We start from the raw sequence: 23,410 nt of genomic DNA on the forward strand, positions 1-23,410 counted from the left end.
AGTCACCAGGTGCTGGTGCGCAGGACGATCTCGCCGGCCAGCTGGGCGGTCGACTCGGCGGCGTTGCGCCGGCCGAGCATGTCGACCACCCGGAAGTCGCCGAACACGAACTGCTGGCTGGCCACCGCCACGGCACGCGTCGCCGCCGAGCTCACCAGCGCGGTGGTGTTGATCTCCACCGGCGGGCAGTCGGCGTCCCGGATCTGGCCCGCGGCGTCGGCGGCGCGCGGATGCCCACGGTCGACGACCACGAGCGCGGTGAACCGGTCGATGCGGCGCGCGGCCAGATCCCAGGCCAGATCGGCCCCGTTGCGGTCGCCGACCAGCACCGCCCACGGCACCTCGAGCCAGTCGAGGATGCCGAGCACCGAGTCGGGGCGCAGCCGCGGGTCCGGTCCGATGACCACGGTGCGCAGGGTGGCGTTGTGCAGCCGCTGGCACACCCCGTCGTAGGCCGCGGTCGCCTGTTGTGCGGCGCCGAGCAGGACCACCACCGGCCCCGTCTCCGGGCCTGACACATCGACCGGGATCGGGAAGCCGTCGACGGTCATCGTGGTCGGAGGCATTCGGTCACCGTACAGGGCGGCCCCGGCACCCGGCGCCGTTTTTGTCGGCTTCAGCTCTTGGCGAAGCGCCGGGTCAGAGGCCGCGCAGCCGGTCGATCTGCAAGCCGACCACGTCCAGAAAAGTCTGTGGCAGTGACGCTTTCACGGCGATGTCGCTGTTGGGCTCTCCGGTCACCAGGCCGAAGGTGGCCATCGATCCGACGTTGGCGAAGGCCATGTAGACGCTGCTGCGCTCGCCGCCGAGCGTCATCGTCTGCTGATAAACCAGCGCGTCGGCCCCGTCCTCGTCGGCGACCGGCATCCGGGTGGTGGTCATCGGGATCCCGGGCGAGGATTCGTCGAAGAACACCTCGAAGGTGGCGCAGCGGTCGGCGGTCCGTTCCAACGCCGGCAAATCCAGCGGCCAGGACAACACCGTCATCGCGATGCGGGCTCCGTCGTAGACGGCGTCGTATTTCGCGGCGCTGCCCGGGCCCCGCTCGGCGGAGTCCGCGATCACCTTGGTCAGGCCGTCCGAGCAGCCCGGCGGCATGGTGGCCATCGACGGCGGTGCATCCGCCCCGTCGGCGCGGCCCGGGTCTTCGACGAGCCGGGAGTACCGCACGCCGGCGGGGAAATCCGCCTCGGTCAGCACGGCCCGGTCCAGCGTGGCGCCCGGCCAGGTCGGGGTGCCGTCGAGCACCGGCGCGCAGGCGGACACCAGCAGCGCCACCAGCAGCACCGGCAGGCGGTTCACGGCAGGGTGAGGATTTCGGCGCCGTCGTCGGTGACCACCAGCGTGTGCTCGAACTGAGCGGTCCACTTGCGATCCTTGGTCACGACGGTCCAGCCGTCGTCCCAGATCTCGTAGTCCAGCGAGCCGAGGTTGATCATCGGCTCGATGGTGAACGTCATACCGGGCTCCAGCACGGTCTGCACCGACGGCTGGTCGTAGTGCAGGACCACCAGCCCGTTGTGGAACGTGGTGCCGATGCCGTGGCCGGTGAAGTCCCGAACCACGTTGTAACCGAACCGATTCGCGTAGGCCTCGATGACGCGCCCGACGATCGACAGCTGGCGGCCGGGTTTGACCGCCTTGATCGCCCGCATGGTGGCCTCCCGGGTGCGCTCCACCAGCAGGCGATGCTCCTCGGCGACGTCGCCGGCCAAGAAGGTGGCGTTGGTGTCGCCGTGCACACCGTCCCGGTAGGCGGTGACGTCGATGTTGACGATGTCGCCGTCCTCGATGACCGTCGAGTCCGGGATGCCGTGGCAGATGACCTCGTTCAGCGAGGTGCAGCACGACTTCGGAAAGCCCTTGTAGCCCAGCGTGGACGGGTAGGCGCCGTGGTCGAGCATGTACTCGTGGGCGATCCGGTCCAGCTGGTCGGTGGTCACGCCCGGGGCCACCGCCTTGCCGGCCTCCTCGAGCGCTCCGGCGGCGATCTTTCCGGCGGCGCGCATCTTCTCGATCACCTCGGGGGTCTGCACCCAGGGTTCGCTGCCCTCGCGCACCGTCGGCTGCCACGCGTACTCCGGGCGTGGGATCGACTTGGGCACCGGCAGGGTCGGCGAGACCTCGCCGGCACGGAGAGCAGCACGAACAGGCATACCCAGCAGGGTAGTCGGGTGACGGCCGGACCGCCCACACGCGAGAGTCGCAATCTCCGTTTACGAGAACGCTGCTAACGTGAGCGCGTGACCGAGACCGTGCACCTGCTCGAACTGCTGAACTACCGCAACGTGGTGGAAACCGACGAGCGCGTGGTGATGGAGCTGGACAATCGGCCGGATCTGACCAACATCCGCGGGGCCCTGCAGGGCGGGCTGATCGCCACCCTGATCGACATCGCCGCCGGGGTGCTCGCGGGCCGGCACGTCGGCGCCGCGCAGGACGTCACCACCGCCGACCTGACCATTCACTATCTGGCGCCGGTGGTCGAGGGACCCGCGCGGGCCGAAGCCACCATCGTGCGGGCGGGACGACGGTTGATCGTCACCGCCGTCGACGTCACCGACGTGGCCCGCGACCGGCTGGCCGCCCGGGCCACGCTGAGCTTCGCGGTGCTCGACAAACGCTGAGCGCTCAGCGCTTGCCGCGCCGCATGCGCCAGCGGGTGCGGGGGCCGCGGATGTCCACCGAGCCCCACACCACCTTGCCGCTGAGCACGACGTGCGGCCGTCCCTCGCCGGGGGCGTCAGTGCGGTAGTCGTTCGCGCTGCCGACGATGACCTCGACGTCGTCGATCGACGCGCTGGCGCCCTCGGGCAGGCGCAGGTCCAGCGAGCTGAACTTCAGGTCGAGCTCGATGACGACGATGGGGCCGGCGAACCGGGCCCGGGTGAGATCCAGGTTGACCGTGCCCATCCGGCGGACCAGCGCCAGTCGGGTGGGCACCGCCCATTCGCCGTGCCGCTTGAGCGAGCCCATCACGCCGCGCAGTTCGACCCGGTCGGTGGCCGAGGTCACGATGGCCCCGGGCCCGGGCAGGTCGTCGACCAGGACGTCGAGTTCGGTACGGAGCCGGGCCACCGACACCTGCGCGGAGCGCTCCTCGAATTCCTCGATGTCGATCAAGCCGAGCGCCACGGCGTTGTGCAACCGGCGCAGGGTGCCGTTGCGGTCCGCATCGGAGATGCGCATCGGGGCCGGCTGATGATCGATTTCGGACATGTCGGCACCCAGTTTACGGGTGCGGCCGGTCAGGTCAGGTAACCGTCGGGCATGCTGTCGAACATCTGCTTGGTCATCCGCACCGCGTACTCCGAGCTGCCGCCACCGACGATCAGGGCCGCGAAGGCCATGTCCCCTCGATAACCGGCGAACCAAGCGTGCGAACCGCCCTCGAACTCGGCCTCGCCGGTCTTCCCGCGGACGTCGCCGTATCCGTTGAGCTCCTTGGCGGTGCCGTTGGTGACGACCATCCGCATCATCGACCGCAGTCCCTCGAGTTGCTCGGGCCCCACCGGCGGGCGCTCGCCGATGATCTCGGTTTCGCGCCCGAGGATCAGCCGCGGCACCGGCGCGGCACCGGCCGCGACCGTCGCCGCGGCCATCGCCATGCCGAACGGGCTGGCCAGCACCTTGCCCTGGCCGAAGCCGTCCTCGGTGCGTTCGGCCAGATCGACCGTCGGGGGCACCGACCCGGAGACCGTCATGATGCCGTCGATCATGTAGTCCGGGCCGATGCCGAACTGGGCCGCCGCCTGCGTCAGCGCCCGCGGCGGCATCCGGCTGGCCAGCTCGGCGAACGTGGTGTTGCACGAGTTGGCGAACGCCTTGGACAGCGGCACGGTCCCGAGGTCGAACCGGTTGTAGTTCGGGACGGTGCGGTGCCCGATGTCGATGGTGCCCGGGCAGCCCAGCAGGGTGTTCGGCGTGGCCATGTCACGCTCGATCGCCGCGCCGGCGGTGACGATCTTGAACGTCGACCCGGGCGGATACATGCCCATGGTCGCAGTCGGCCCGTCCTGGTCGGCCGCGGCGTTCTGGGCCACCGCCAGAATGTCGCCGGTCGACGGGCGGATCACCACCATCATCGCCTTGCGGCCCTGGGCGTTCACCGCGTGCTGCGCGGCGTTCTGCACCGCGCGATCCAGCGTGATCGACACCGACGGCGCCGGTTCGGCGGGCACCTCGTTGAGCACGCCGACGTCGACCCCGTTCTGGTTGACGCTGACCACGCGCCAGCCGGCTTCGCCGTCGAGATCGCCGATCACCGTCTTCTTGATCTCGTTGACGATCGCGGGGGCGAACGTCGGGTCGGTGGGCAGCAGATCGGCCAGCGGCGTCACCACGACACCGGGCAGCTGCGCGATCGCGGGCGCCACCCGGTCGTGGTCGTCGCGGCTCAGCGTGGCCAGCTGCAGGGGCGTGCCCAGCGCGCTGGCGCGTTCGGCCAACCGCTGCGGGTCCAGGGTGTCGTTGAACGGCCGCAAGGTGTCCGCCACGGCACGCGCGGTCGGCATCAGCGAGACGCCGGCCTCCCGGGCGTCGATGGCGTAGCGGTACTTGTTGCCCGGCACCAGGACGTCGGTGCCGCCGACCTCGTTGACCGAGGCCCGCCGCGGCGGGTCCGCGCGCAGTTCCAGGGACTGGTTCTCTCCCAGCCGCGGATGCAAACCCGTTGCGGTCCAACGGACTTCCCACTTGCCCTCGTTGCGGACCAGGTTCAGCTCACCGTCGTAGGTCCAGGTCCGGCCCTTGGGCAGGTGCCAGGTATAGCGATAGTTCACCGCGCCGGTGTCCTCGGTGAAACGCGATCCGAGCACCTGCGCGTCCAGCCCGGTGGCCTGCAGACCCGACCACGCGGCGTTGAGTGCCGCGCGCGCCTCCTCGGGGCGGTCGGCCAGGTCGGCGGCGCCACTGGTGTCGCCGACGGCCAGCTTGGCGAAGAACGCCTCGGCGGCCGGCGCCGGGCCGTCGGGCCGCGGTGTGCACGATGGCAGCGCCGTCACGAGCAGAGCGGCCGCGGCAATCGCCAGCATCCGTGTTGCTGTTGATCTAATTGTGACCATTGGGACTGATGTTAGATCCGGGGTCACGGTTCACCCGGTAGCGACACCGGGTCGGAGGCCCTCAGTCGAGCAAGACCGTCGCGAACGTGCCGACCTGCTCGAAACCCACCCGCTCATACGCCGCGCGAGCCACGGTGTTGAAGCTGTTGACGTACAGGCTGGCGATCCGCCCGCCGGCCACCACCGCGGCGCCCAGCGTCGCCGTGCCCGCCGAGCCCAGGCCGTGGCCGCGCCGATCCGGGTGGACCCAGACGCCCTGGATCTGGCCGACACTCGGCGATTGCGAACCGACCTCCGCCTTGAAGATCACCTCGCCGTGTTCGAACCGCGCCCAGGCCCGGCCCGCGGCGATCAGGCTCGCGATCCGCCGCCGGTAGGCGCGGCCGCCGTCCCCGACGCGGGGGTCGATGCCGACCTCACCGATGAACATGTCGATGGCGGCCACCAGGTACGCGTCGAGTTCGTCGAGGCGGACCCGCCGCACCGCGGGATCGGTCGGCGTGCTCGGCGCGGTGCGCAACGCCATCAGCGGCTGCTGTTCGCGCACGTCGCGCGCCGGCCCCCAGGCACCGTCGAGGCGCTGCCACATCGGCAACACCAACTCGGCCGGCCCCACCAGCGACGAACAGCGCCGCGCCGAGCTCATGGCCTTCTCGGCGAACGCCTGCATGTCATCGGCGCTGCCGCGCAAGGGAATCAGATTGGCGCCGGCGAAGCACAGCGACTCCTCGGCGTGCCTACGGGTCCACAGTTCGCCGCCGATCGCAGTCGGGTCGACACCGTAGTCGGCGACGCGGGCGGCCACCATGCAGGAGGCCACCGGGTCGGCGTCGAGCACCCGGCGCACGGCGGCGGCGTCACGAACCACCGACACCTGTCGTTCGTCGACCAGGCGAAAGAGCGGCGGAGCCGACATTGGCACTCTTCCTACGACTGCGGCCCTCCGACAGGCCGCACCGCTATCAGCTTACGGTGACCACCGGCGGACCGCTGGGACTTCCCGCCTCACCGCCGAGTTCGGCGAGCCGCAGCGCCTCCTCGATCAGGGTCTCGACGATCTTCGCCTCCGGCACGGTCTTGATGACCTCGCCCTTGACGAAGATCTGCCCCTTGCCGTTGCCCGACGCCACGCCGAGGTCCGCCTCGCGCGCCTCGCCGGGACCGTTGACGACGCAGCCCATCACGGCCACCCGCAGCGGCACGTCCAGGCCCTCGAGCCCGGCGGTGACCTCGTTGGCCAACGTGTACACGTCCACCTGCGCGCGCCCGCACGACGGGCAGGACACGATCTCCAGGCCGCGGGGCCGCAGGTTGAGCGATTCGAGGATCTGGTTACCGACCTTGACCTCTTCGACCGGCGGCGCCGAGAGCGAGACCCGGATGGTGTCGCCGATGCCGCGGGACAACAACGCGCCGAAGGCCACGGCGGACTTGATGGTGCCCTGGAACGCCGGGCCGGCCTCGGTGACCCCGAGGTGCAAGGGGTAATCGCACTGCGCCGCGAGTTGCTCGTAGGCCTCGACCATGACCACCGGGTCGTTGTGCTTCACGCTGATCTTGATGTCGCCGAAGCCGTGTTCCTCGAACAACGAGGCCTCCCACAACGCCGACTCGACGAGCGCCTCCGGTGTGGCCTTGCCGTACTTCTCCAGGAAGCGCTTGTCCAGGGAGCCCGCGTTGACGCCGATGCGGATCGGGATGCCCGCGGCTCCGGCGGCCTTGGCCACCTCGCCCACCCGGCCGTCGAACTCCTTGATGTTGCCCGGGTTCACGCGCACCGCCGCGCAGCCCGCGTCGATGGCGGCGAAGATGTACTTCGGCTGGAAGTGGATGTCGGCGATCACCGGGATCTTCGACTTCTGAGCGATCGCCGGCAACGCGTCGGCGTCCTCCTGCCGAGGGCAGGCCACCCGGACGATGTCGCAGCCCGCGGCGGTCAGCTCGGCGATCTGCTGCAGCGTGCTGTTGATGTCATGGGTCTTGGTGGTGCACATGGATTGCACCGAGATCGGGTGCGCACTGCCCACGCCGACGTCGCGGACCATGAACTGCCGGGTTTTGCGTCGGGGCGCCAGCACAGGTGCAGGCGGCGCAGGCATCCCCAAACCGATGGACATGAAGCGTCCCCTTCTTCTGGCTAAAACAGGGTGATCGGGTTGATGACGTCGGCGGTGACGGTCAGCAACATGTACCCGGACACCACTATCAAGACTACGTAGGTGGCCGGCATGAGCTTGAGATAGTTGACCGGACCTGCGGCAACCTTGCCGCGGGCCTTGCGGATCATGTCACGGATCTTCTCGTAGGTGGCCACCGCGATGTGCCCGCCGTCAAACGGCAGCAGCGGCACCAGGTTGATGACCCCCAGCACGAAGTTGAGTTGGGCCAGGAAGAACCAGAACGCCATCCAGACGCCGTGCTCGACGGTCTCGCCGCCGATCCGGGAGGCGCCCACCACGCTGATCGGCGTCTCCTGGTCGCGTTCGGCGCCGCCGATGGCCTCCACCAGCGCTCCCACCTTGGTGGGGATGTTGATCAGCGCCCGGCCCAGGTGCACCGCCAGTTCGCCGGTGAACGCGACGGTCCCGGGGACCGCGGTCAACACGTTGTACTGGGTGAACGGCTCGGGTTCGAGCGCGCTGACGCCGATCGCCCCGACGGTGCTCAGCTCCTGCGCGTCGGCGCTGGTGTAGCGCTGCGTGGGGGTGACGTCGACCACGGTCTCGATGATCTGCCCGTCGCGCTTGAGCTCGATGGGCACCGGGCCGTTGAGTCCCCGGATGACCTCGGCCATCTCCGGGAAGGTGCCGACCTCGGTGCCGCCCACCTTCAGCACCTCGTCACCGGCCTGGATCCCGGCCAGTTCCGCCGGTCCCGGCCCGGAGCACTCCCCCATCTCCTGCGGGCTGATCTGCGGTGCGACACAGACGGTTTGGCCGACCACCGCGGTGGTGGGCTGGCTGAGGTTGGGCAGCCCCCAGACGAGCGCGATCACGTAGATGATCACCAGACCCAGGGCGAAGTTCATGCCGGGGCCGGCGAACAACACCGCGACCCGCTTCCACACCTTCTGCTTGTACATCGCGTAGCTCTCGTCGGCGGGGTCGATCTCGTCGACGGCGGTCATCCCGGCGATGTCGCAGAAGCCGCCCAGCGGGACGGCCTTGACGCCGTACTCGGTCTCGCCGAGCTTGTTGGGCCTGGTGGTCGACCACAGGGTGGGTCCGAAGCCGACGAAGTACCGCCGCACCTTCATCCCGGTGGCGCGCGCCACCCACATGTGGCCACATTCATGCAGCGCCACCGAGACCAGAATGGCCAGGGCGAACAGCGCGACGCCGATCGCGTACATCATCGTGCGGGCGAAACCTCCTGTGAGAGCGAAACTCGGGCACGCTCCCGGGCCCATCGCTGCGCGTCAAGTACGTCGTCAACGGTAGCGGGTGACGCCGCCCATTGATCGGAAGCCGCCAGCACGTCACCGACGGTTCGCACGATGGCCCCGAAGCCGGCGCGGCCGGCCAGGAACGCGGCGGCGGCCTCCTCGTTGGCCGCGTTGTACACCGCGGTCATGCAACCGCCGGCCTTGCCGGCGTGCCGCGCCAGGTCGACCGCCGGGAAGACGGTGTTGTCCAGCGGCTCGAATTCCCAGGTGGAGGCCGTGGCGAAGTCGCAGGCGGCGGCCGATCCGGCGACCCGGTCGGGCCAGCCCAGTGCCAGCGAGATGGGCAGCTTCATGTCGGGCGGGCTGGCCTGGGCGATGGTCGACCCGTCGGTGAAGGTGACCATGGAGTGCACGATCGACTGCGGGTGCACCACCACGTCGATGTCGTCGTAGTCGACGCCGAACAGCAGGTGGGTCTCGATCAGTTCCAGGCCCTTGTTGACCAGCGTCGCGGAGTTCAGCGTGTTCATCGGCCCCATCGACCAGGTGGGATGGGCGCCGGCCTGCTCGGGGGTGACGGATTCGAGGTCCGCGGCCGACCACCCGCGAAACGGCCCGCCGGACGCGGTCAGCACCAGCTTCGCGACCTCCCCCGCGCTACCCGAGCGCAGGCACTGGGCGAGCGCGGAGTGTTCGGAGTCGACCGGGACGATCTGGCCGGGGGCCGCGGCGGCGAGCACCAGCGGCCCGCCGGCCACCAGCGATTCCTTGTTGGCCAGGGCCAACCGGGCGCCGCAGTTCAGGGCGGCCAACGTCGGCTTCAGCCCCAGCGCCCCCACCAGCCCATTGAGGACCACGTCCACTCCGGTGGTCGCGGCGGTCTCTTCGACGATGCGGGTCGCCGCCTCGGGGCCCGCGTACGGCACGTCGCCGAGGCGCCGCGCGGCATCCTCGTCGGCCACCGCGACGTTCGTCACCCCGGTCTGCGCGCGTTGGGCCGCGAGCAGATCCACATTGCCGCCGCCGGCCGCCAGGCCGACGACCTCGAACCGGTCCGGGTTCGCGGCGATCACGTCCAACGCCTGGGTGCCGATCGACCCGGTACTGCCGAGGATCAGGACCTTGAGGCGCGCACCGGTCACGGCGCCCACTCATCTGTCACGAAACCATTGTGCCGCCTGCCGGGAGCAGAAGCCGCATCGGCAATTTCCGACAAAGTGTTGGAAAATCCGACGTGTTGTAGGAAACTGGCGTTCATGAACACATTTCGGGACTGGATCACCGGGCTCACGACGGCCCCGGACCTCACCCCTGCCGAGGACTACGGGTTCTTCGGCCCCGATTCGGTGACGTGGCGAGTCTGGAGCTACCCGACGTCGTTGACCATCGGTTTTCAGCGTGCCGTGGTGGTGGAGGAACTCGACCCCGCCCTGGTCGCCGCGGTCGACAAGACGCACGAGATCTACAACCGGCCGCGGACCCGCTACGACCGCACCCTGCGCTACTTCGCGATGGTGGCCTTCGACGACAGCGCCTCGACCGTCAAGGCCGCCGACGTGCTGGTCAAGATCCATTCCAAGGCGGTCGGCACCGATCCCGTCACCGGTACCGAGTACGACGCCAACGACCCCGATTCGCAGCTGTGGATCCACCTGACCGCCTGGCACTCCATCCTCAAGGCCTACGAGCGGTACGGACCCGGCCGACTCTCCGAGGCCGACGAGCAGCGGTACTGGGCCGAGTGCGCCGTGGCCGCCGAACTGCAGACCTGCGACCCCGCCGACGTTCCCCGCACCCGCGACGGCGTGCAGGCCTACTTCGAGCGCATGCGGCCCCAACTGATCGGCTCCGACATCGCCCGGCAGGCCATGAACCACCTGTTGCAGGCCGAGGTGATGCTCCCGGAGATGCCGCGAGCGCTGCGTCCGGCGACCTGGGTCGTCACCGCGCTGCTGCGGCGTGGCACGCTGGCCACCATGCCGCGATGGATGCGCGAGATGGCGGGCCTGCCCACCTCCCCGCTGCTCGACACGCTGGCGTGGTTGCCGCTGCGGTTGGGCTTCGCGACGGTGAGCCTCAACACCCGTTTGCAGTTGGCCCTGCTGCAACTGCTGTCCCCCACCACCGTCCCCGTCGCGGCCCGTGTGCTGAAGAAGGTGCCCGCGGTCGCTCCGGTCACCACCACACCGCGCGCCGCCCAAGCGCGCCTCGGCTACGACAATCCGCGCGATGCGCATCGGGAACTGCGGGCCCGGCAACGTCACCGGGTGTTCGGCGCCCAGCAGGCCCCCAGCGACGAGGGCATCATCGAGTCCCAAGCGATCCTGGGCACCGTCGGGTGAGCGTCACGTGAGTGCCAGAGGCACCGGGGACCGGGTGCGGGCCGAACACCTCGGCCCGCAGCGGCGCCGGCCGCAGGTGCTCGACGCCGCGCTGAAGATCGCCGCCGAACGGGGACTGGCGGAGGTCACGATGGGCACCATCGCCGCCAAACTCGGCGTCAGCCGGCCGGTGGTTTACGACTGCTATCCCGGCCGCGGCGAGGTGCTGGCGGCGCTGCTCGAACGCGAGTCCGACATCGCGCTGAGCCGGCTCACCTCGATCCTGCCGCCGCTGAAGACCGGATCGGTGGAACAGCTGTTCATCGACGGGTTCCGCTCGCTGCTCGGCGACGTCCGCGAGCGGCCCGCCTCCTGGCGGATCATCTTCGCCCGGGACCCGGATCCGGTACTGGCCGAGGCGATCTCGCGGGGCCGACGACAACTCACCGAGCACACCGCGACGGTCATGCGGCCGTTGCTGGAACGCTGGCAGGTCGCCGACATCGACCGCGTACTGCCGGTGCTGACCGAACTGTTCCTCGGGATGTGCGACACCTCGGCGCGCACCATGCTGGATCCGGGTTCCGGCTGGGAGCCCGACGAGCTGGCCGACGTGGTCGGCCGCGCCGCGTACCGCGCCCTGCGGGCGAAATGACGCATTTGTGACGCGAATCCGCCGCGGACCAATCCGCGGCGGCACGGGCTCCGAATGGCTGGGTGAAGTGCACCACCGACGACAAAGGAGTCCGCACCATGAAATCCATCCAGCTCAAGACGGTCACCCTCGGCTTCGCCTCCCTGGTTGCCCTCGGGGTCGCCTCGTGTTCGAGTGACACCGCCGACACCAATGCCGAGGCCGTCACCGCGGACCGGGCGACCACCTCGGCGATGATGACCACGGTCTCCACCGAAACCGCCGCGCCGGCAAGCAATCTCGTGGGCAGCGGCTGCGCCGCCTACGCCGAACAGGTGCCCAGCGGTCCGGGGTCGGTGGCCGGCATGGCGATGGATCCGGTGACCGTCGCGGCGTCGAACAACCCGCTGTTGACCACGCTGACCTCCGCCCTGTCGGGGCAGTTGAACCCCGAGGTCAACCTGGTCGAGACGCTCGACGGCGGTGAGTTCACGGTCTTCGCCCCGACCGACGACGCTTTCGCCAAGCTCGATCCCGCCACCATCGACACGCTGAAGACCGACGCGGAGTTGCTGACGTCCATCCTGACCTACCACGTGGTGCCCGGTCAGGCCGCGCCGGAGCAGGTCGTCGGTGAGCACGCGACCGTGCAGGGCGCCACGGTCACGGTGACCGGTGACGGTGACGCGACCATGGTCAACGATGCCGGACTGGTGTGCGGCGGCGTGCAGACGGCCAATGCCACCGTCTACATGATCGACACCGTCCTGATGCCGCCGGCCGCCTGATCGGGTAGCGGATGACGTCGCGGCGCAATCACGGCAGCACGGCCGACATTTCCCCACCGGCTCGCTTGCTGTGGTTGCGCCGCGACCTGCGACTCTTCGACCACCCGGCGCTGCTGGCCGCCGCGGATGACGACGCCGAGGTCTTGGCCTGTTTCGTCCTGGAGCCACGACTGCTGGCTACCGCCGGGGCCCGACGGCGGCAGTTCCTTCACGACTCCCTGACCGAACTGCGTGACCGCCTGGACGGCCGGCTGCTGATCACCCGCGGCCGCGCCCAGAGCCGAATCCCACTGCTGGCCAAGGCCATCGGCGCGGAGTCGGTCCACATCACGGCCGACTACACGCCGTTCGGCGTGCGCCGCGACCGCGCCGTGCGCGAGGCGCTGGGCGACATCCCGTTGCAGGAGACCGGCTCGCCGTACCTGGTGTCACCCGGCCGGGTGACCAAGCCCGACGGCAGCGCCTATCAGGTGTTCACGCCGTATCACCGGCGCTGGCGCGAGCACGGCTGGCGCGCGCCTGCCCGCTCGGACGCCGACAGTGCGCGGTGGATCGACCCCGCCGCCGTCGGCGAGCAGAACCACGACATCCCCGATCCCGGGGTCTGTCTGGAGATCCCCGCCGGCGAACTGGCCGCCGAGCAACGGTGGGCGCGCTTCGTCGAGGATCACCTGGGCGACTACGCCGAGCACCGCGACCGCCCCGACCTCGACGCGACCAGCCGGATGTCGGCCTACCTGCATTTCGGCAACATCCACCCGCGGACGCTGGCCGCCGACCTCACCGGTTCGGCCTCGGGTCCGCAGGCCTATCTGCGCGAGCTGGCCTTCCGGGACTTCTACGCCGCGGTGCTGGCGCAGTGGCCGCGCAGCGCCTGGTGGAACTTCAACCCCGCGTTCGACGCCATCGAGGTCGACCGGGACGCGGCCGCCGAGCGGGCCTTCGAGGCCTGGCGGGAGGGCCGCACCGGCTTCCCCCTCGTCGACGCGGGCATGCGACAGCTTCGCCAGACCGGGTTCATGCACAACCGGGTGCGGATGCTCACCGCCTCGTTCCTGGTCAAGGACCTGCACCTGCCCTGGCAGTGGGGGGCGCGCTGGTTCCTGGACCAGCTGCTCGACGGCGACGTGGCCAGCAATCAGCACGGGTGGCAGTGGGCCGCCGGCAGCGGCACCGACGCCTCGCCGTACTTCCGGGTCTTCAACCCCGAGACCCAACGCAAGAAGTTCGACCCCACCGGCGAGTACGTGCGGCGGTGGGTGCCCGAGGTGGACACCGCGGACTATCCCGGGCCCATCGTCGACCACGGCGAGGAGCGCCGGGAAGCGTTGCGCCGCCATGGGGCGATCAGCTGAGTTGGGCCCGCACCGGGTATGCCAGAATGGCACCCATGGTCAGCACTGAAGTGGAGCGCTACGAGGACGTCGATCCCGCCGACGTGCCGTCGGCCAAGTGGGGTTGGAGCCGGGTCAACTACCGCAACTGGCACATCGCCGGTTTCGTGATGGTGATCTTCCTGCTCGGGACGCTGCGCGGCGCGCACCCCGGCAACGTCGAGAACATCTTCGTGGTCTGCTTCGCGCTGGCGGTGTTGGTGATCACCGTGCGCGACATGATCGGCCGCAAGCGCGGCTGGCTGCGCTGACCGCGACTCGCTAGCCGCCGTCGGCGGCCAACTGCCCGCACGCGGCGGCGATCTCGCGGCCGCGGGTGTCCCGGACGGTGCAGGACACGCCGTGCGCGCGAACCCGCCGGACGAACTCCCGCTCCACCGGTTTGGGACTGGCGTCCCACTCGCTACCCGGCGTCGGGTTGAGCGGGATGAGATTGACGTGCACCAGCGGCCCGAACGCCGCGTGCAGCTTCTTGCCCAACAGATCCGCGCGCCACGGCTGATCGTTCACATCCCGGATCAGCGCATATTCCACCGACACCCGGCGACCGGTCACGTCGGCGTAGTACCGCGCGGCGTCCAGCGTCTCCGCGATGGCCCACCGGTTGTTGACCGGCACCAGCGTGTCGCGCAGCTCGTCGTCGGGGGCGTGCAGGGACAGGGCCAGCGTCACACCCAGGCGCTCGTCGGCCAACCGCCGGATCGCCGGCGCCAGCCCGACGGTCGAGACCGTCACCGAGCGCGCCGAGATCCCGAACCCCTGCGGCGGCGCCTCGATGATGCGGCGGACCGCCGCCAGCACCCGGTTGTAGTTGGCCAGCGGCTCCCCCATGCCCATGAACACGATGTTCGACAGCCGCCCCCCGAAGTCGTCGCGCATGGTCGCCGCGGCCCGCCGCACCTGCTCGACGATCTCGGCGGTCGACAGGTTGCGGGTTAGTCCACCCTGTCCGGTGGCGCAGAACGGGCAGGCCATCCCGCACCCCGCCTGTGAGGAGATACACACCGTGTTGCGCCCCGGATAGCGCATGAGCACCGACTCGAAGGTGGTGCCGTCGGCCGCGCGCCACAGGGTCTTCTTGGTCTCGCCGGCGTCGCAGGCGATCTCGCGCAGCGCAGTGAGCAGGTTCGGAAACAGCGCCTCGCCCACCTGGTCGCGCAGCGCGGCGGGCAGGTCGGTCATCAGCCGCGGCTCGCCGACCAGCCGCCCGTAGTACTGGTTGGCCAGCTGTTTGGCCCGAAAGGCGGGCAGGCCCAGTTCGGCCACGGCCGCGGCCCGCGCCCCGTCGTCGAGGTCGGCGAAATGCCGCGGGGGCTTGGCCCGCCGCGGCGCCTCGAAGACCAGTTGCTGCTTCATTCCTGCAGTATCCCCCGGGCCGGCCGGATCAGGCCAACAGCGACAGCACGATCCAGGTGGCCACCGCCGACGGCAGGATCGAGTCGATGCGGTCCATGATGCCGCCGTGCCCGGGCAGCAATGTGCCCATGTCCTTGATCCCCAGATCGCGCTTCACCTGGGACTCCACCAGGTCCCCGAGCGTGCCGGTGACCACCAGCATGATGCCCAGCGGGATACCGACCCAGGCCGGCTTGTCCAGCAGGACGGCGACCGCGAACACCGCGACTCCGGTGCCGAACACCAGCGACCCGGCGAACCCTTCCCACGACTTCTTCGGGCTGATCGCCGGCACCATGGTGTGCTTGCCGAACAGCACGCCGGCCGTGTAGCCGCCGATGTCGGAGAACACCACCGGCAGCAGCAGGCAGAAGACCCGCGCCCAGCCGTCGCCGGGATAGATCAGCAGCACGCCGAACGCGCCGCACAGCGGAATCCAGGCCGCCAGGAAGATGGTCACCGCCACGTCGCGCAGATAGTTCTGCGGGGCGGTCTTGAGGCCCTGGGACAGCAGCCGCCACACCAGGCACACCAGGGCGGTGCCGCCGAACGCGCCCAGCGCGCCGGCCGCGCCGAACGGCCAGGTCAGCCAGATCATCGCCTGACCGCCGACCAGCAGCGGCAGCACCGGGATCGAGTAGCCGCCGTCGCGCAACCGGCGGACCACCTCGTGCGTGGCGATCGCGATCGCCACCGCTACCACCGGGATCCAGACGAAGGGCGCGAACAGCAGGATCGCGATCAGCGAGGCGCCGAGCAGGACGCCGACGGCGATGGCCGCCGGAAGATTGCGTCCGGCCCGGGACGTCTTGGGGGGCGGCCCGTCGGAGGTCTGGCCGGTTTCGATCTCTGCCACGTGCGCGATTGCCGAGGTGCTCACACCTCGAGCAACTCACCTTCCTTGTGCTTGACCAGGTCGTCGATCTGGCTGGTGTAGTTGTGGGTGGTCTTGTCGAGATCCTTCTCGGCGCGGGTCACCTCGTCCTCGCCGGCGTCGCCGTCCTTCTTGATGCGCGCCAGCTCCTCCATCGCCTTGCGACGGATGTTGCGGACCGCGACCTTGGCGTCCTCGCCCTTGGCCTTGGCCTGCTTGACCAGCTCGCGGCGGCGTTCCTCGGTGAGCTGCGGGATGGCCACCCGGATCACGTTGCCGTCGTTGGTGGGGTTCACACCCAGGTCCGAGTTGCGGATGGCGTCCTCGATGTTGCGCAGCTGGTTGGCCTCGTAGGGCTTGATCACCACCATGCGGGCCTCGGGGACATTGATGCTCGACAGCTGGGTGATCGGCGTCATCGAGCCGTAGTACTCGATGTTGATGCGGGCGAACATGCCGGGGTTGGCGCGACCGGTACGGATGGACGCCAGGTCGTCACGGGCCACCGTCACGGCCTTTTCCATCTTCTCCTCGGCGTCGAAGAGTGCCTCGTCGATCATGCGCGATCTTCTCCCGTCGCTTCGTGTTCGCCCCTGCCCGCCGGCCGGGTCAGGTGGTGACCAGTGTTCCGATCTTCTCACCCGCGACGGCCCGAGCAATATTGCCATCGGTGAGCAGGTTGAACACCAGGATCGGCATGCCATTGTCCATGCACAGCGAAAACGCCGTGGCATCGGCCACACCCAGACCGCGGTCGATCACCTCGCGGTGGGAGATCGCGGTCAGCAGTTCGGCGTCCGGATTCTTCCTGGGGTCATCGGTGTACACGCCGTCGACGGCCTTGGCCATCAGCACCACCTCGGCGCCGATCTCCAGGGCGCGCTGCGCCGCGGTGGTGTCGGTGGAGAAGTACGGCAGCCCCATACCGGCGCCGAAGATCACCACGCGCCCCTTCTCCAGGTGCCGCACGGCGCGCAGCGGAAGGTAGGGCTCGGCGACCTGACCCATCGTGATCGCGGTCTGCACCCGGGTGTCGATGCCTTCCTTCTGCAGAAAGTCCTGCAGCGCAAGGCTGTTCATCACGGTGCCGAGCATGCCCATGTAATCCGAACGGGTCCGCTCCATGCCGCGCTGCTGCAACTGGGCGCCGCGGAAGAAATTGCCGCCGCCGATCACCACCGCGACCTGCGCGCCGCTGCGGACCACCTCGGCGATCTGGCGGGCCACCTGGGCCACCACGTCGGGATCGAGGCCGACGGCGCCGCCGCCGAACATCTCGCCGCCCAGCTTGAGCAGGACTCGCGAGTACTTGGGGCGGATTTCTGCGGCGTCGGTCATCGTCGGCCCCCCATCTGGCTAAATGCAAGTCCTGGCATGGAAGTGCCGTCCCAGGCCGGGCCAGGACAGCTGTCGACCATCCTGCCTCATCGCCGGCGCGGAATCGGCCGCGGGGCGTCCGCGTGTGATCGGCGCGCCCACCGGTAACATCCTCTGTCTACCTGAACAGATGAACGGAAGGCCGGCATGCCACGTCGCACCCTGGGGATCCTCGCGGCGACCGCCGCCCTGCTCGCGGCGGGCTGCGCGGGCGCCGGCGAACCCCCGGCCGACCAGATCGTGCTGGCCGAGGGCTACGACCTGGGCGCCTACAACCCGGTCAACGGCTACGGCGAACAGGGTGTCTCCCCGCTTTACGAGGGGCTGCTGCGCCCGGCCGCCGACAACGACGACCGCATCCCCGACCTGGTGCCCGCACTGGCCGCCGAGGCACCCGAGCAGGTGGGCCCGCGCCGGTGGCGGCTGCCGCTGCGCAGCGACGTCACCTTCTCCGACGGCACCCCCTTCGACTCGGCCGACGTCGTGGCGACCTACGCGGCGTTGAAGGACCCCGCGGTGGCCTCCGAGATCTCCACCAACGTCGCCGCGGTCGCGCAGGTGGCGGCCGACGGGCCGGACGCGGTCATCGTGACGATGCACACCGACGCCAACCCCGAGCCCTACCTGCTGGCCGGGATCGTGCCCTCGGAGAAGGTCGAAGCCAAGCCCGCCGCGGATTGGGCCCTGAACACCGCACCGGTCGGCACCGGGCCCTACGTGCTGGAAAGCCTGCGTCCCGATCAGGCCGTGCTGGTGGCCCGCGACGACTACTGGGGGCAGCGGGCGCAGGTGGCCCGGATCGTCTACGTCCACACCCCCGACGACAACGCGCGCGCGCAGCGGATCAGCGCCGGCGAGGTCGACGGCGTCAACCTGCCGCCCAAACTGATCGACTCGCTCAACGACGACGTCAAGACCGTCGCGGTCAAGTCGGCCGACTGGCGCGCGGTGTCGTTCCCGGCCGGCAACGCGTTCACGGCGGACCCGCAGGCCCGCCTGGCGATGAACGTCGGCATCGACCGCGCCGCGCTGATCCGCGACGTGGTGGCCGGCTACGGACGCCCGGCCCACACGCCGGTGGCCGACGTGTACGGCGCGGCCTACAACCCGCAGGCGACCTTCGACTTCGACCCCGAGCGCGCCGGCGAACTGCTGGACACGGCCGGCTGGCGGCCCGGTCCGGACGGGATTCGCGAAAAGGACGGCGCCCGAGCCGAATTCGAGTTGCTCTACAACGCGGCCGACACGTTGCGGCGAGACCTGGCAGTGGCGTTCGCGGCCGCGGTCAAACCGCTGGGCATCGCCGTGCAGACCCGGGGCACCAGCTGGGACGAGATCGACACCAGCTTCGAGGACTCCGCGGTCCTGCTCGGCGGCGGGTCGACCCCGTACAGCATCGACGCCCAGGTCTACGACACCCTGCACACCCGGGTACCGGACTCCTCGCCGTACTCGAACCCGGGGAACTTCACCGCGCCCGGTCTCGACGACCTGCTCGACCAGGCGCGGCAGTTGCCCGACGGCGCCGCCAAGGACGAGCTGTACCGGCAGATCCAGGCCACCTACGTGGCCCGGCCCACCAGCGTCTTCCTGACCTTCCTGGACCACACCTACGGCTACCGCGACCTCGGTTGGAACCAGAGCGCACCCATTCTCGAACCGCACTCGCATGGAGTCTCGTGGGGCCCGTGGTGGCACCTGAGCGCGTGGACGCGTTGACCGCGGTCACGATCGAGGACCGCGTCGCCACCCGACGCGGTGAGCGACTCGGCGCGGCGGGGCGGCTGCTCGCGGTCCGCTCGGTCATCGCCCTCCCGGTGACCCTGGCCGTGTCGCTGGCAATGTTCGCGGTGGCCTCGCTGTCCCCCTTCGACCCGCTGGTCGCCTACCTGGGGGACCGCTACCAGACGGCCACGCCGTCGCAGCGCGAGGCCATGCGCGTCGCCTACGACGTCGACCAGCCCTGGTGGCAGGCGTGGTGGCAGTGGCTCGGCGGGGTGGCGCGCGGCGACCTCGGCTGGTCCTCGACGCAGTCCCAGGCGGTCAGCACGGTGCTGCTCGAACGCATGCCGTTCACGTTCGTACTGTCCGGGACCGCGCTGGTCATCGCCGCCGCGCTGGCCATCGGGCTGGGGTGCCTGGCCGGGATGCGTCGGGGCGTCGTCGACAAGCTGTGCACGGCGTTCGCCGTCACCTTCGCCGCGGTGCCGCCGTTCGTGGTGTCGCTGGCGCTGGTGACGGTGTTCGCAGTCGGCCTGCACTGGCTGCCCACCTCCGGGGCGCGCCCGCCCGGCGGCCAGTACACCGTCGGCGGGCTGGCGACCTACGGATTGTTGCCGCTGATCGCGTTGGTCCTGTCACAGATCCCGTGGCTGCTGCTGAGCACCCGCACCGCCGTCGTCGAGGCCTGCGCCTCGGATGCGGTGCGCGCGGCGCGCGCCCGCGGGGTGCACGGCTGGCCCCTGCTGCGGTCCCACATCGCCCCGGTCTCGGTGCTGCCCGCGTTGGCGCTGCTGGGGACCCGGCTGCCCGAGTTGATCGCGGGGGCCGCCATCGTCGAGACCGTATTCGGCTGGCCCGGCCTGGCTGCGGTGCTGGTGGATTCGGCTGCCGCGCTGGACTTCCCACTGATGGCGGCGCTGACGGTGGGGGCGGCGCTGGCGGTGCTGCTGGGCTCCGCGCTCTCCGATGCCGCCGCGGTGGCCCTGGACCCCCGAATCGAGATGCGCGCATGATCCTCGAACCCCTCAGCCCCGCGCCGCCCCGCCGCCGGCCTCGTCGCCTGAGTATCGGCTGGCCGCTGGGCCTGTTGGCGCTGATCGTGCTGGCCGCGGTGACGATCCCGGCGATCGCCGGCGAGCAGGGCGCCGACTTCGCCGCCGCGCTGCGCCCACCGAGCGCGCAGAACCCGCTGGGTACCGACCATTTCGGGCATGACCTGCTGGTGCGCTGCGCGCAGGGCCTGCAGATCTCGCTGTTGATCGCGGCGGTGTGCGCGGTGGTCGCAACGGTGCTCGGAGCGCTGATCGGCACCGCCGCCGCGCTGGTCGGGGGCTGGCTGGACGCGGTGGTGATGCGCCTGGTGGACGGCTTCAACGCGCTGCCGCACCTGGTGCTCGGCATCGTGATCGCCGCGATGTGGCGCGGCGCCCCGCTGGCGATCATCGCCTCGATCGCGCTGACCCACTGGCCGACGGTGGCCCGGGTGGTGCGCGCCGAACTGCTGGCGGTCACCGACGCGGGATGGGTGCAGACCTCGCGGCTGGCCGGGGCATCGCGCTGGTTCGTCGCCCGTCAGCACCTGCTGCCCGCGGTGGCCGGCCAGGGGTTGGTGGCCATGGTGATGCTGCTGCCGCACGCGGTCTGGCACGAGTCGACGCTGTCCTTCCTCGGCGTGGGACTCTCCCCCGAGCGGGCCAGCCTGGGCACGCTGCTGGGGCAGGCCCGCGGCGACGTCCTGACCGGCGCCTGGTGGACGTTGGTGTTCCCGGCGGCCGCGCTGATCGTGACCGCACTGACCTTCTCGGCCGCGGGAGTCTCACTGCGGCAACGTAATTCTCCGCCGACCGGACAGGTGTGGTGATATGGGCGCCGTAGCGGCACTGGAACAGCTCACCGTGGACATCGCGACCCGCCCGGGCCGCAACGCCGACTGCGTACGACCGCTGCGCGACGTCGAACTGACCGTCGCCGCGGGCTCGGTGACCGCGCTGATCGGCGAATCGGGTTGCGGTAAATCGCTGGTGGCCGCGGCCCTGTGCGGCCTGCTGCCGCCGGGGTCGCGGGTGCGCGGCCGGGTGGTGTTCGACGGCGCCGACCTCACCCATGCCGGTGAGCGGCATTGGCGGCCGCTGCGCGGGCACCGCATCGGGCTGGTCCCCCAGTCCCCCGCGACCTCGTTCACCCCGGTCAGTACCGTCGGCCGTCAACTCGATCAGGTGTGCCGCCGCCTCGGGTCCGACCGCACCGCGGCGGAACTCCTCGCCGCCGCGCATCTTCCGGCGTCCAGTGCCGGGCTGTACCCGCACGAACTGTCCGGCGGGATGGCGCAGCGGGCGGCGATCGCCGCGGCCCTGGCCGGGCGCCCCGAGTTGTTGATCGCCGACGAGCCGACCTCGGCGCTGGATCCCGACAACGCCGCGCTGGTGTGGCGACTGCTCGCCGACGTGGCCGCCGCGGGCGTCGCCGTGCTGGTCATCACCCACGACCTGCCCGCGCTGCTGGCGGCACAGGTGTGCGACGACATCGCCCTGATGCGGGCCGGCACCGTCATCCGGCGGGCGCCGATCGCCGAAATGGCCGTCAGCACCGACGATTACGTGAGCCGCTTCTTCGCCGGAGCATTGATTTGAGCACGCTGCAGGCCGAGCACGTTTCGGTGAGCTACGGCGGTCGCCCGGTCCTGCGCGACGTCAGCGTCACCGTCCGCCCGGGACAGACCCTTGGCGTTCGCGGCCCGTCGGGCTGCGGGAAGACCACCCTGGTCCGCGTGCTCGCCGGCCTGCAGCGCCCCGATGCCGGCACCGTCAGCTACGCGGGCGAGTCCACCCCGGAACCCGGCGCGGTGGCCCTGCTCGCCCAGCATCCGCGGCAGGTGTGCAATCCCCGCTGGACGCTGCAGCGAATCCTCACCGAACCGGCCCGGATTCGCGGCGAGGACACCGCCGGGTCCGTCGAGGCGGCGCGGCGGGTCGGCCTCGGCGCCGAGTTGCTCGACCGCTATCCGGCACAGGTCAGCGACGGTCAGTTGCAGCGCGCCTGCATCGGCCGGGCGCTGCTGCAGCGCCCCCGCTATCTGCTCTGCGACGAGCCGACCGCGATGCTGGATCCCATTGCCGCCGAGGACATCTCGCGGCTGTTGGCGGAGCTTGCCGAGCAGGCGGCCGTCGTGCTGGTCAGTCATACCCAGACCCTGATCACCGCGCTGGCCGACCGCGTGCTGGACCTCACGGCCCCTGATCCGGTCGCGGTTCAGCCGTCCTGAATCCGCGCGAACGGGGCGGCGGCCTCCAGCTCGAAGGCCAGTTCCAGCAGTCGGCTCTCCCGACCCGCCGGCGCGCTGAACATCATGCCGATCGGCAGGCCGGTGCTCGACCGCGCGAGCGGCAGTGAGATGGCCGGGTCGCCGGTGATGTTGTGCAGCGGGGTGAACGCCACCCAGTCGATCAGGCGGTCCAGGATCCGCTGGTAGTCCGCGGTCGGATCCAGATGGCCGACCGGCGGCGTCTCGTGGGCCAGCGTCGGCATCAGCACGACGTCGTAGCGCCGGGTCCGGGCGGCCAGGCTGCGGCGGGTGGTGGCCAGCCGGGCGATGGCGGCCGGCATCCGGTGCAGGTTGCGGCCGGCGTGGCGGTCCAGCCCCAGCGACAGATTGTCCAGCCGGGACCGGTCGAAGGAGGCGCCGAACCGCTTGCGGCCGCCGCGCACCAGCGCCATCGCCAGCAGCGCCCAGTACAGCACGAAATCGTCGACGAAGGACGGCCCGCACCGGTAGTTCCTCGAGGGGTTCGACGTGGTGCCCGAGCGCCTCCAGCAGGGCCGCCGTTTTGAGCGTCGCCTCCCGCACCTCCGGCGCGCTCTCCCGCCGGATCGACCGGGTGGTCACCGCCACCCGCAGCCGCTGCCGGACACCTCCGGTGATGTCACCGATCGCGGGCAGCTTGCGGTTGCACCAGGCGCGCTCGGCCTCCCGGTAGAACGCGGCGGTGTCGCGCACCGAACGCGTCAGCACCCCGTTGGCGACGATCCGGATCGGCATCTCGGCGTGCTCGGCCTCGAGCGGCAGCCGACCGCGCGGCGGGGAACGGTTGCCACGCGTCGCTGCCCTTCATCGTCGGCAGACCCGCGACATCCGAGTTGTCCTTGATCGCTGACGGCACCCCGTCGAAGAAGCCCCCGAACGGCAGCGCGGCGCGATCGCGTGCGCGCCCAAAGCATTCCAGCGCCAACGCATTCAACGCGGGATTCACCCGCTCGTTGCGGTCGATCGCCGCCTCGAGCGCCTCGGCCCGGGAGATGGTGCCCGCGCGGATCGCCTCGGCGACGGCCACCGCGTCCAGATCGCCCAACGCGTCGTCGCCGAAGGCATGCACGTGAGTCATCGCCCGACGCTAGCAAGAGGCAAAACCCCGCGCCGCCGGGGTCGCCGGCGTGGCGCGGGGTTTTACAGGTGAGCGGTT

The 23,410-nt window shown here is 70.4% G+C and carries 24 protein-coding genes and 1 pseudogene; 11 read left to right on the forward strand and 14 right to left on the reverse strand.

The genetic code is table 11. The features are described from left to right. Window positions 1-2: 2 nt before the first annotated feature. The 3 genes from R2K23_RS14415 to map all read right to left on the reverse strand — a co-directional run bounded on the left by R2K23_RS14415 (window position 3) and on the right by map (window position 2,156). Window positions 3-566 (reverse strand): alpha/beta fold hydrolase, encoded by a 564-nt coding sequence (locus R2K23_RS14415; RefSeq protein ID WP_316510285.1) that lies wholly within the window; start codon window positions 564-566, stop codon window positions 3-5. 73 nt (window positions 567-639) lie between these two features. Continuing rightward, the gene (locus R2K23_RS14420) at window positions 640-1,302 is read right to left on the reverse strand and encodes a hypothetical protein (RefSeq protein WP_316510286.1); all 663 of its coding nucleotides are present in this window, start codon (window positions 1,300-1,302) and stop codon (window positions 640-642) included. Continuing rightward, complete coding sequence (map, locus tag R2K23_RS14425; protein WP_316510287.1) at window positions 1,299-2,156, reverse strand: type I methionyl aminopeptidase; 858 nt, start codon at window positions 2,154-2,156, stop codon at window positions 1,299-1,301. The genes R2K23_RS14420 and map overlap by 4 nt, the downstream gene beginning before the upstream one ends. 87 nt (window positions 2,157-2,243) lie before the next feature. Between map and R2K23_RS14430 the strand changes: the two genes are divergently transcribed. Next, on the forward strand, window positions 2,244-2,627 hold the full coding sequence (locus tag R2K23_RS14430) for a PaaI family thioesterase (RefSeq protein WP_316510288.1): 384 nt from the start codon (window positions 2,244-2,246) through the stop codon (window positions 2,625-2,627). A gap of 4 nt (window positions 2,628-2,631) precedes the next feature. On the opposite strand, the gene R2K23_RS14435 is transcribed toward R2K23_RS14430, so the two are convergent. From R2K23_RS14435 to dxr, 6 genes are all read right to left on the reverse strand, one after another. Continuing rightward, a complete protein-coding gene (locus R2K23_RS14435; RefSeq protein WP_316510289.1) occupies window positions 2,632-3,219 on the reverse strand; it encodes a DUF1707 SHOCT-like domain-containing protein in 588 nt (195 codons plus the stop codon). Window positions 3,220-3,248: 29 nt separating this feature from the next. After that, window positions 3,249-5,063, reverse strand: a complete 1,815-nt coding sequence (locus R2K23_RS14440; RefSeq protein WP_396892039.1) for a penicillin-binding transpeptidase domain-containing protein — start codon at window positions 5,061-5,063, stop codon at window positions 3,249-3,251. A gap of 61 nt (window positions 5,064-5,124) precedes the next feature. Further along, window positions 5,125-5,979 (reverse strand): GNAT family N-acetyltransferase, encoded by an 855-nt coding sequence (locus tag R2K23_RS14445; RefSeq protein ID WP_316510292.1) that lies wholly within the window; start codon window positions 5,977-5,979, stop codon window positions 5,125-5,127. A gap of 46 nt (window positions 5,980-6,025) precedes the next feature. Beyond that, the gene (gene ispG / locus R2K23_RS14450; protein ID WP_316510293.1) at window positions 6,026-7,180 is read right to left on the reverse strand and encodes a flavodoxin-dependent (E)-4-hydroxy-3-methylbut-2-enyl-diphosphate synthase; all 1,155 of its coding nucleotides are present in this window, start codon (window positions 7,178-7,180) and stop codon (window positions 6,026-6,028) included. A gap of 20 nt (window positions 7,181-7,200) precedes the next feature. Continuing rightward, on the reverse strand, window positions 7,201-8,418 hold the full coding sequence (locus tag R2K23_RS14455) for a M50 family metallopeptidase (RefSeq protein ID WP_316510294.1): 1,218 nt from the start codon (window positions 8,416-8,418) through the stop codon (window positions 7,201-7,203). Then, window positions 8,415-9,590 carry a 1-deoxy-D-xylulose-5-phosphate reductoisomerase gene (gene dxr, locus R2K23_RS14460; protein ID WP_316510296.1) on the reverse strand — a complete coding sequence of 392 codons (1,176 nt, stop codon included), beginning with the start codon at window positions 9,588-9,590 and terminating at the stop codon, window positions 8,415-8,417. Before dxr ends, R2K23_RS14455 begins: the two co-directional genes overlap by 4 nt. Before the next feature lie 114 nt (window positions 9,591-9,704). Here dxr and R2K23_RS14465 point away from each other — a divergent pair, with 114 nt between their 5' ends. The 5 genes from R2K23_RS14465 to R2K23_RS14485 all read left to right on the forward strand — a co-directional run bounded on the left by R2K23_RS14465 (window position 9,705) and on the right by R2K23_RS14485 (window position 13,836). After that, a complete protein-coding gene (locus tag R2K23_RS14465; RefSeq protein ID WP_316510297.1) occupies window positions 9,705-10,790 on the forward strand; it encodes an oxygenase MpaB family protein in 1,086 nt (361 codons plus the stop codon). A gap of 7 nt (window positions 10,791-10,797) precedes the next feature. Further along, on the forward strand, window positions 10,798-11,424 hold the full coding sequence (locus R2K23_RS14470) for a TetR/AcrR family transcriptional regulator (protein WP_316510298.1): 627 nt from the start codon (window positions 10,798-10,800) through the stop codon (window positions 11,422-11,424). Between the two features lie 98 nt (window positions 11,425-11,522). Next, window positions 11,523-12,191 carry a fasciclin domain-containing protein gene (locus R2K23_RS14475; protein WP_316510299.1) on the forward strand — a complete coding sequence of 223 codons (669 nt, stop codon included), beginning with the start codon at window positions 11,523-11,525 and terminating at the stop codon, window positions 12,189-12,191. A gap of 11 nt (window positions 12,192-12,202) precedes the next feature. After that, window positions 12,203-13,546: a cryptochrome/photolyase family protein gene (locus tag R2K23_RS14480; RefSeq protein WP_316510300.1), complete on the forward strand. Its 1,344-nt coding sequence runs from the start codon at window positions 12,203-12,205 to the stop codon at window positions 13,544-13,546. 35 nt (window positions 13,547-13,581) lie between these two features. Continuing rightward, on the forward strand, window positions 13,582-13,836 hold the full coding sequence (locus tag R2K23_RS14485) for a DUF2631 domain-containing protein (protein ID WP_316510301.1): 255 nt from the start codon (window positions 13,582-13,584) through the stop codon (window positions 13,834-13,836). Between the two features lie 10 nt (window positions 13,837-13,846). Here R2K23_RS14485 and rlmN read toward each other — a convergent pair whose 3' ends face one another. Genes rlmN through pyrH form a run of 4 tightly spaced genes read right to left on the reverse strand, consistent with a single transcriptional unit; the run spans window position 13,847 to window position 17,192 of the window. Further along, window positions 13,847-14,941, reverse strand: coding sequence for a dual-specificity RNA methyltransferase RlmN (rlmN, locus tag R2K23_RS14490; protein WP_316510302.1), 1,095 nt, complete (start codon window positions 14,939-14,941; stop codon window positions 13,847-13,849). A 28-nt stretch (window positions 14,942-14,969) separates the two neighbouring features. Further along, window positions 14,970-15,827: a phosphatidate cytidylyltransferase gene (locus tag R2K23_RS14495; protein ID WP_396893603.1), complete on the reverse strand. Its 858-nt coding sequence runs from the start codon at window positions 15,825-15,827 to the stop codon at window positions 14,970-14,972. Window positions 15,828-15,856: 29 nt separating this feature from the next. Further along, window positions 15,857-16,414 carry a ribosome recycling factor gene (frr, locus tag R2K23_RS14500; protein ID WP_316510303.1) on the reverse strand — a complete coding sequence of 186 codons (558 nt, stop codon included), beginning with the start codon at window positions 16,412-16,414 and terminating at the stop codon, window positions 15,857-15,859. A gap of 49 nt (window positions 16,415-16,463) precedes the next feature. Continuing rightward, window positions 16,464-17,192 (reverse strand): UMP kinase, encoded by a 729-nt coding sequence (gene pyrH, locus R2K23_RS14505; protein ID WP_316510304.1) that lies wholly within the window; start codon window positions 17,190-17,192, stop codon window positions 16,464-16,466. A gap of 186 nt (window positions 17,193-17,378) precedes the next feature. Here pyrH and R2K23_RS14510 point away from each other — a divergent pair, with 186 nt between their 5' ends. From R2K23_RS14510 to R2K23_RS14530, 5 genes are read left to right on the forward strand one after another with little or no spacing between them, the layout of a single operon-like run. Further along, window positions 17,379-18,950: an ABC transporter substrate-binding protein gene (locus R2K23_RS14510; protein WP_316510305.1), complete on the forward strand. Its 1,572-nt coding sequence runs from the start codon at window positions 17,379-17,381 to the stop codon at window positions 18,948-18,950. Next, window positions 18,920-19,966: an ABC transporter permease gene (locus R2K23_RS14515; protein ID WP_396892046.1), complete on the forward strand. Its 1,047-nt coding sequence runs from the start codon at window positions 18,920-18,922 to the stop codon at window positions 19,964-19,966. The genes R2K23_RS14510 and R2K23_RS14515 overlap by 31 nt, the downstream gene beginning before the upstream one ends. Then, window positions 19,963-20,814, forward strand: coding sequence for an ABC transporter permease (locus tag R2K23_RS14520; RefSeq protein ID WP_316510306.1), 852 nt, complete (start codon window positions 19,963-19,965; stop codon window positions 20,812-20,814). Before R2K23_RS14515 ends, R2K23_RS14520 begins: the two co-directional genes overlap by 4 nt. Before the next feature lies 1 nt (window position 20,815). Further along, complete coding sequence (locus R2K23_RS14525) at window positions 20,816-21,583, forward strand: ATP-binding cassette domain-containing protein (RefSeq protein ID WP_316510307.1); 768 nt, start codon at window positions 20,816-20,818, stop codon at window positions 21,581-21,583. Then, window positions 21,580-22,215 (forward strand): ABC transporter ATP-binding protein, encoded by a 636-nt coding sequence (locus R2K23_RS14530; RefSeq protein WP_316510308.1) that lies wholly within the window; start codon window positions 21,580-21,582, stop codon window positions 22,213-22,215. The genes R2K23_RS14525 and R2K23_RS14530 overlap by 4 nt, the downstream gene beginning before the upstream one ends. Here R2K23_RS14530 and R2K23_RS14535 read toward each other — a convergent pair. Further along, a pseudogene (locus R2K23_RS14535) lies at window positions 22,203-23,332 on the reverse strand (amidase family protein). The gene R2K23_RS14530 and the pseudogene R2K23_RS14535 sit on opposite strands and share 13 nt — an antisense overlap. Between the last annotated feature and the right edge of the window lie 78 nt (window positions 23,333-23,410).

The organism is Mycolicibacterium sp. MU0050 (assembly GCF_963378085.1).
Classification (GTDB): Bacteria; Actinomycetota; Actinomycetes; order Mycobacteriales; family Mycobacteriaceae; genus Mycobacterium; species Mycobacterium wendilense.

Excerpts from the sequence above, each read along its gene's own strand:
- R2K23_RS14415 (WP_316510285.1), bottom strand. The coding sequence starts at position 566 with ATGCCTCCGACCACGATGACCGTCGACGGCTTCCCGATCCCGGTCGAT.
- map (WP_316510287.1), bottom strand. The coding sequence starts at position 2,156 with ATGCCTGTTCGTGCTGCTCTCCGTGCCGGCGAGGTCTCGCCGACCCTG.
- R2K23_RS14435 (WP_316510289.1), bottom strand. The coding sequence starts at position 3,219 with ATGTCCGAAATCGATCATCAGCCGGCCCCGATGCGCATCTCCGATGCG.
- R2K23_RS14440 (WP_396892039.1), bottom strand. The coding sequence starts at position 5,063 with ATGGTCACAATTAGATCAACAGCAACACGGATGCTGGCGATTGCCGCG.
- R2K23_RS14445 (WP_316510292.1), bottom strand. The coding sequence starts at position 5,979 with ATGTCGGCTCCGCCGCTCTTTCGCCTGGTCGACGAACGACAGGTGTCG.
- ispG (WP_316510293.1), bottom strand. The coding sequence starts at position 7,180 with ATGTCCATCGGTTTGGGGATGCCTGCGCCGCCTGCACCTGTGCTGGCG.
- R2K23_RS14455 (WP_316510294.1), bottom strand. The coding sequence starts at position 8,418 with ATGATGTACGCGATCGGCGTCGCGCTGTTCGCCCTGGCCATTCTGGTC.
- R2K23_RS14465 (WP_316510297.1), top strand. The coding sequence starts at position 9,705 with ATGAACACATTTCGGGACTGGATCACCGGGCTCACGACGGCCCCGGAC.
- R2K23_RS14475 (WP_316510299.1), top strand. The coding sequence starts at position 11,523 with ATGAAATCCATCCAGCTCAAGACGGTCACCCTCGGCTTCGCCTCCCTG.
- R2K23_RS14480 (WP_316510300.1), top strand. The coding sequence starts at position 12,203 with ATGACGTCGCGGCGCAATCACGGCAGCACGGCCGACATTTCCCCACCG.
- R2K23_RS14485 (WP_316510301.1), top strand. The coding sequence starts at position 13,582 with ATGGTCAGCACTGAAGTGGAGCGCTACGAGGACGTCGATCCCGCCGAC.
- rlmN (WP_316510302.1), bottom strand. The coding sequence starts at position 14,941 with ATGAAGCAGCAACTGGTCTTCGAGGCGCCGCGGCGGGCCAAGCCCCCG.
- frr (WP_316510303.1), bottom strand. The coding sequence starts at position 16,414 with ATGATCGACGAGGCACTCTTCGACGCCGAGGAGAAGATGGAAAAGGCC.
- pyrH (WP_316510304.1), bottom strand. The coding sequence starts at position 17,192 with ATGACCGACGCCGCAGAAATCCGCCCCAAGTACTCGCGAGTCCTGCTC.
- R2K23_RS14510 (WP_316510305.1), top strand. The coding sequence starts at position 17,379 with ATGCCACGTCGCACCCTGGGGATCCTCGCGGCGACCGCCGCCCTGCTC.
- R2K23_RS14520 (WP_316510306.1), top strand. The coding sequence starts at position 19,963 with ATGATCCTCGAACCCCTCAGCCCCGCGCCGCCCCGCCGCCGGCCTCGT.
- R2K23_RS14525 (WP_316510307.1), top strand. The coding sequence starts at position 20,816 with ATGGGCGCCGTAGCGGCACTGGAACAGCTCACCGTGGACATCGCGACC.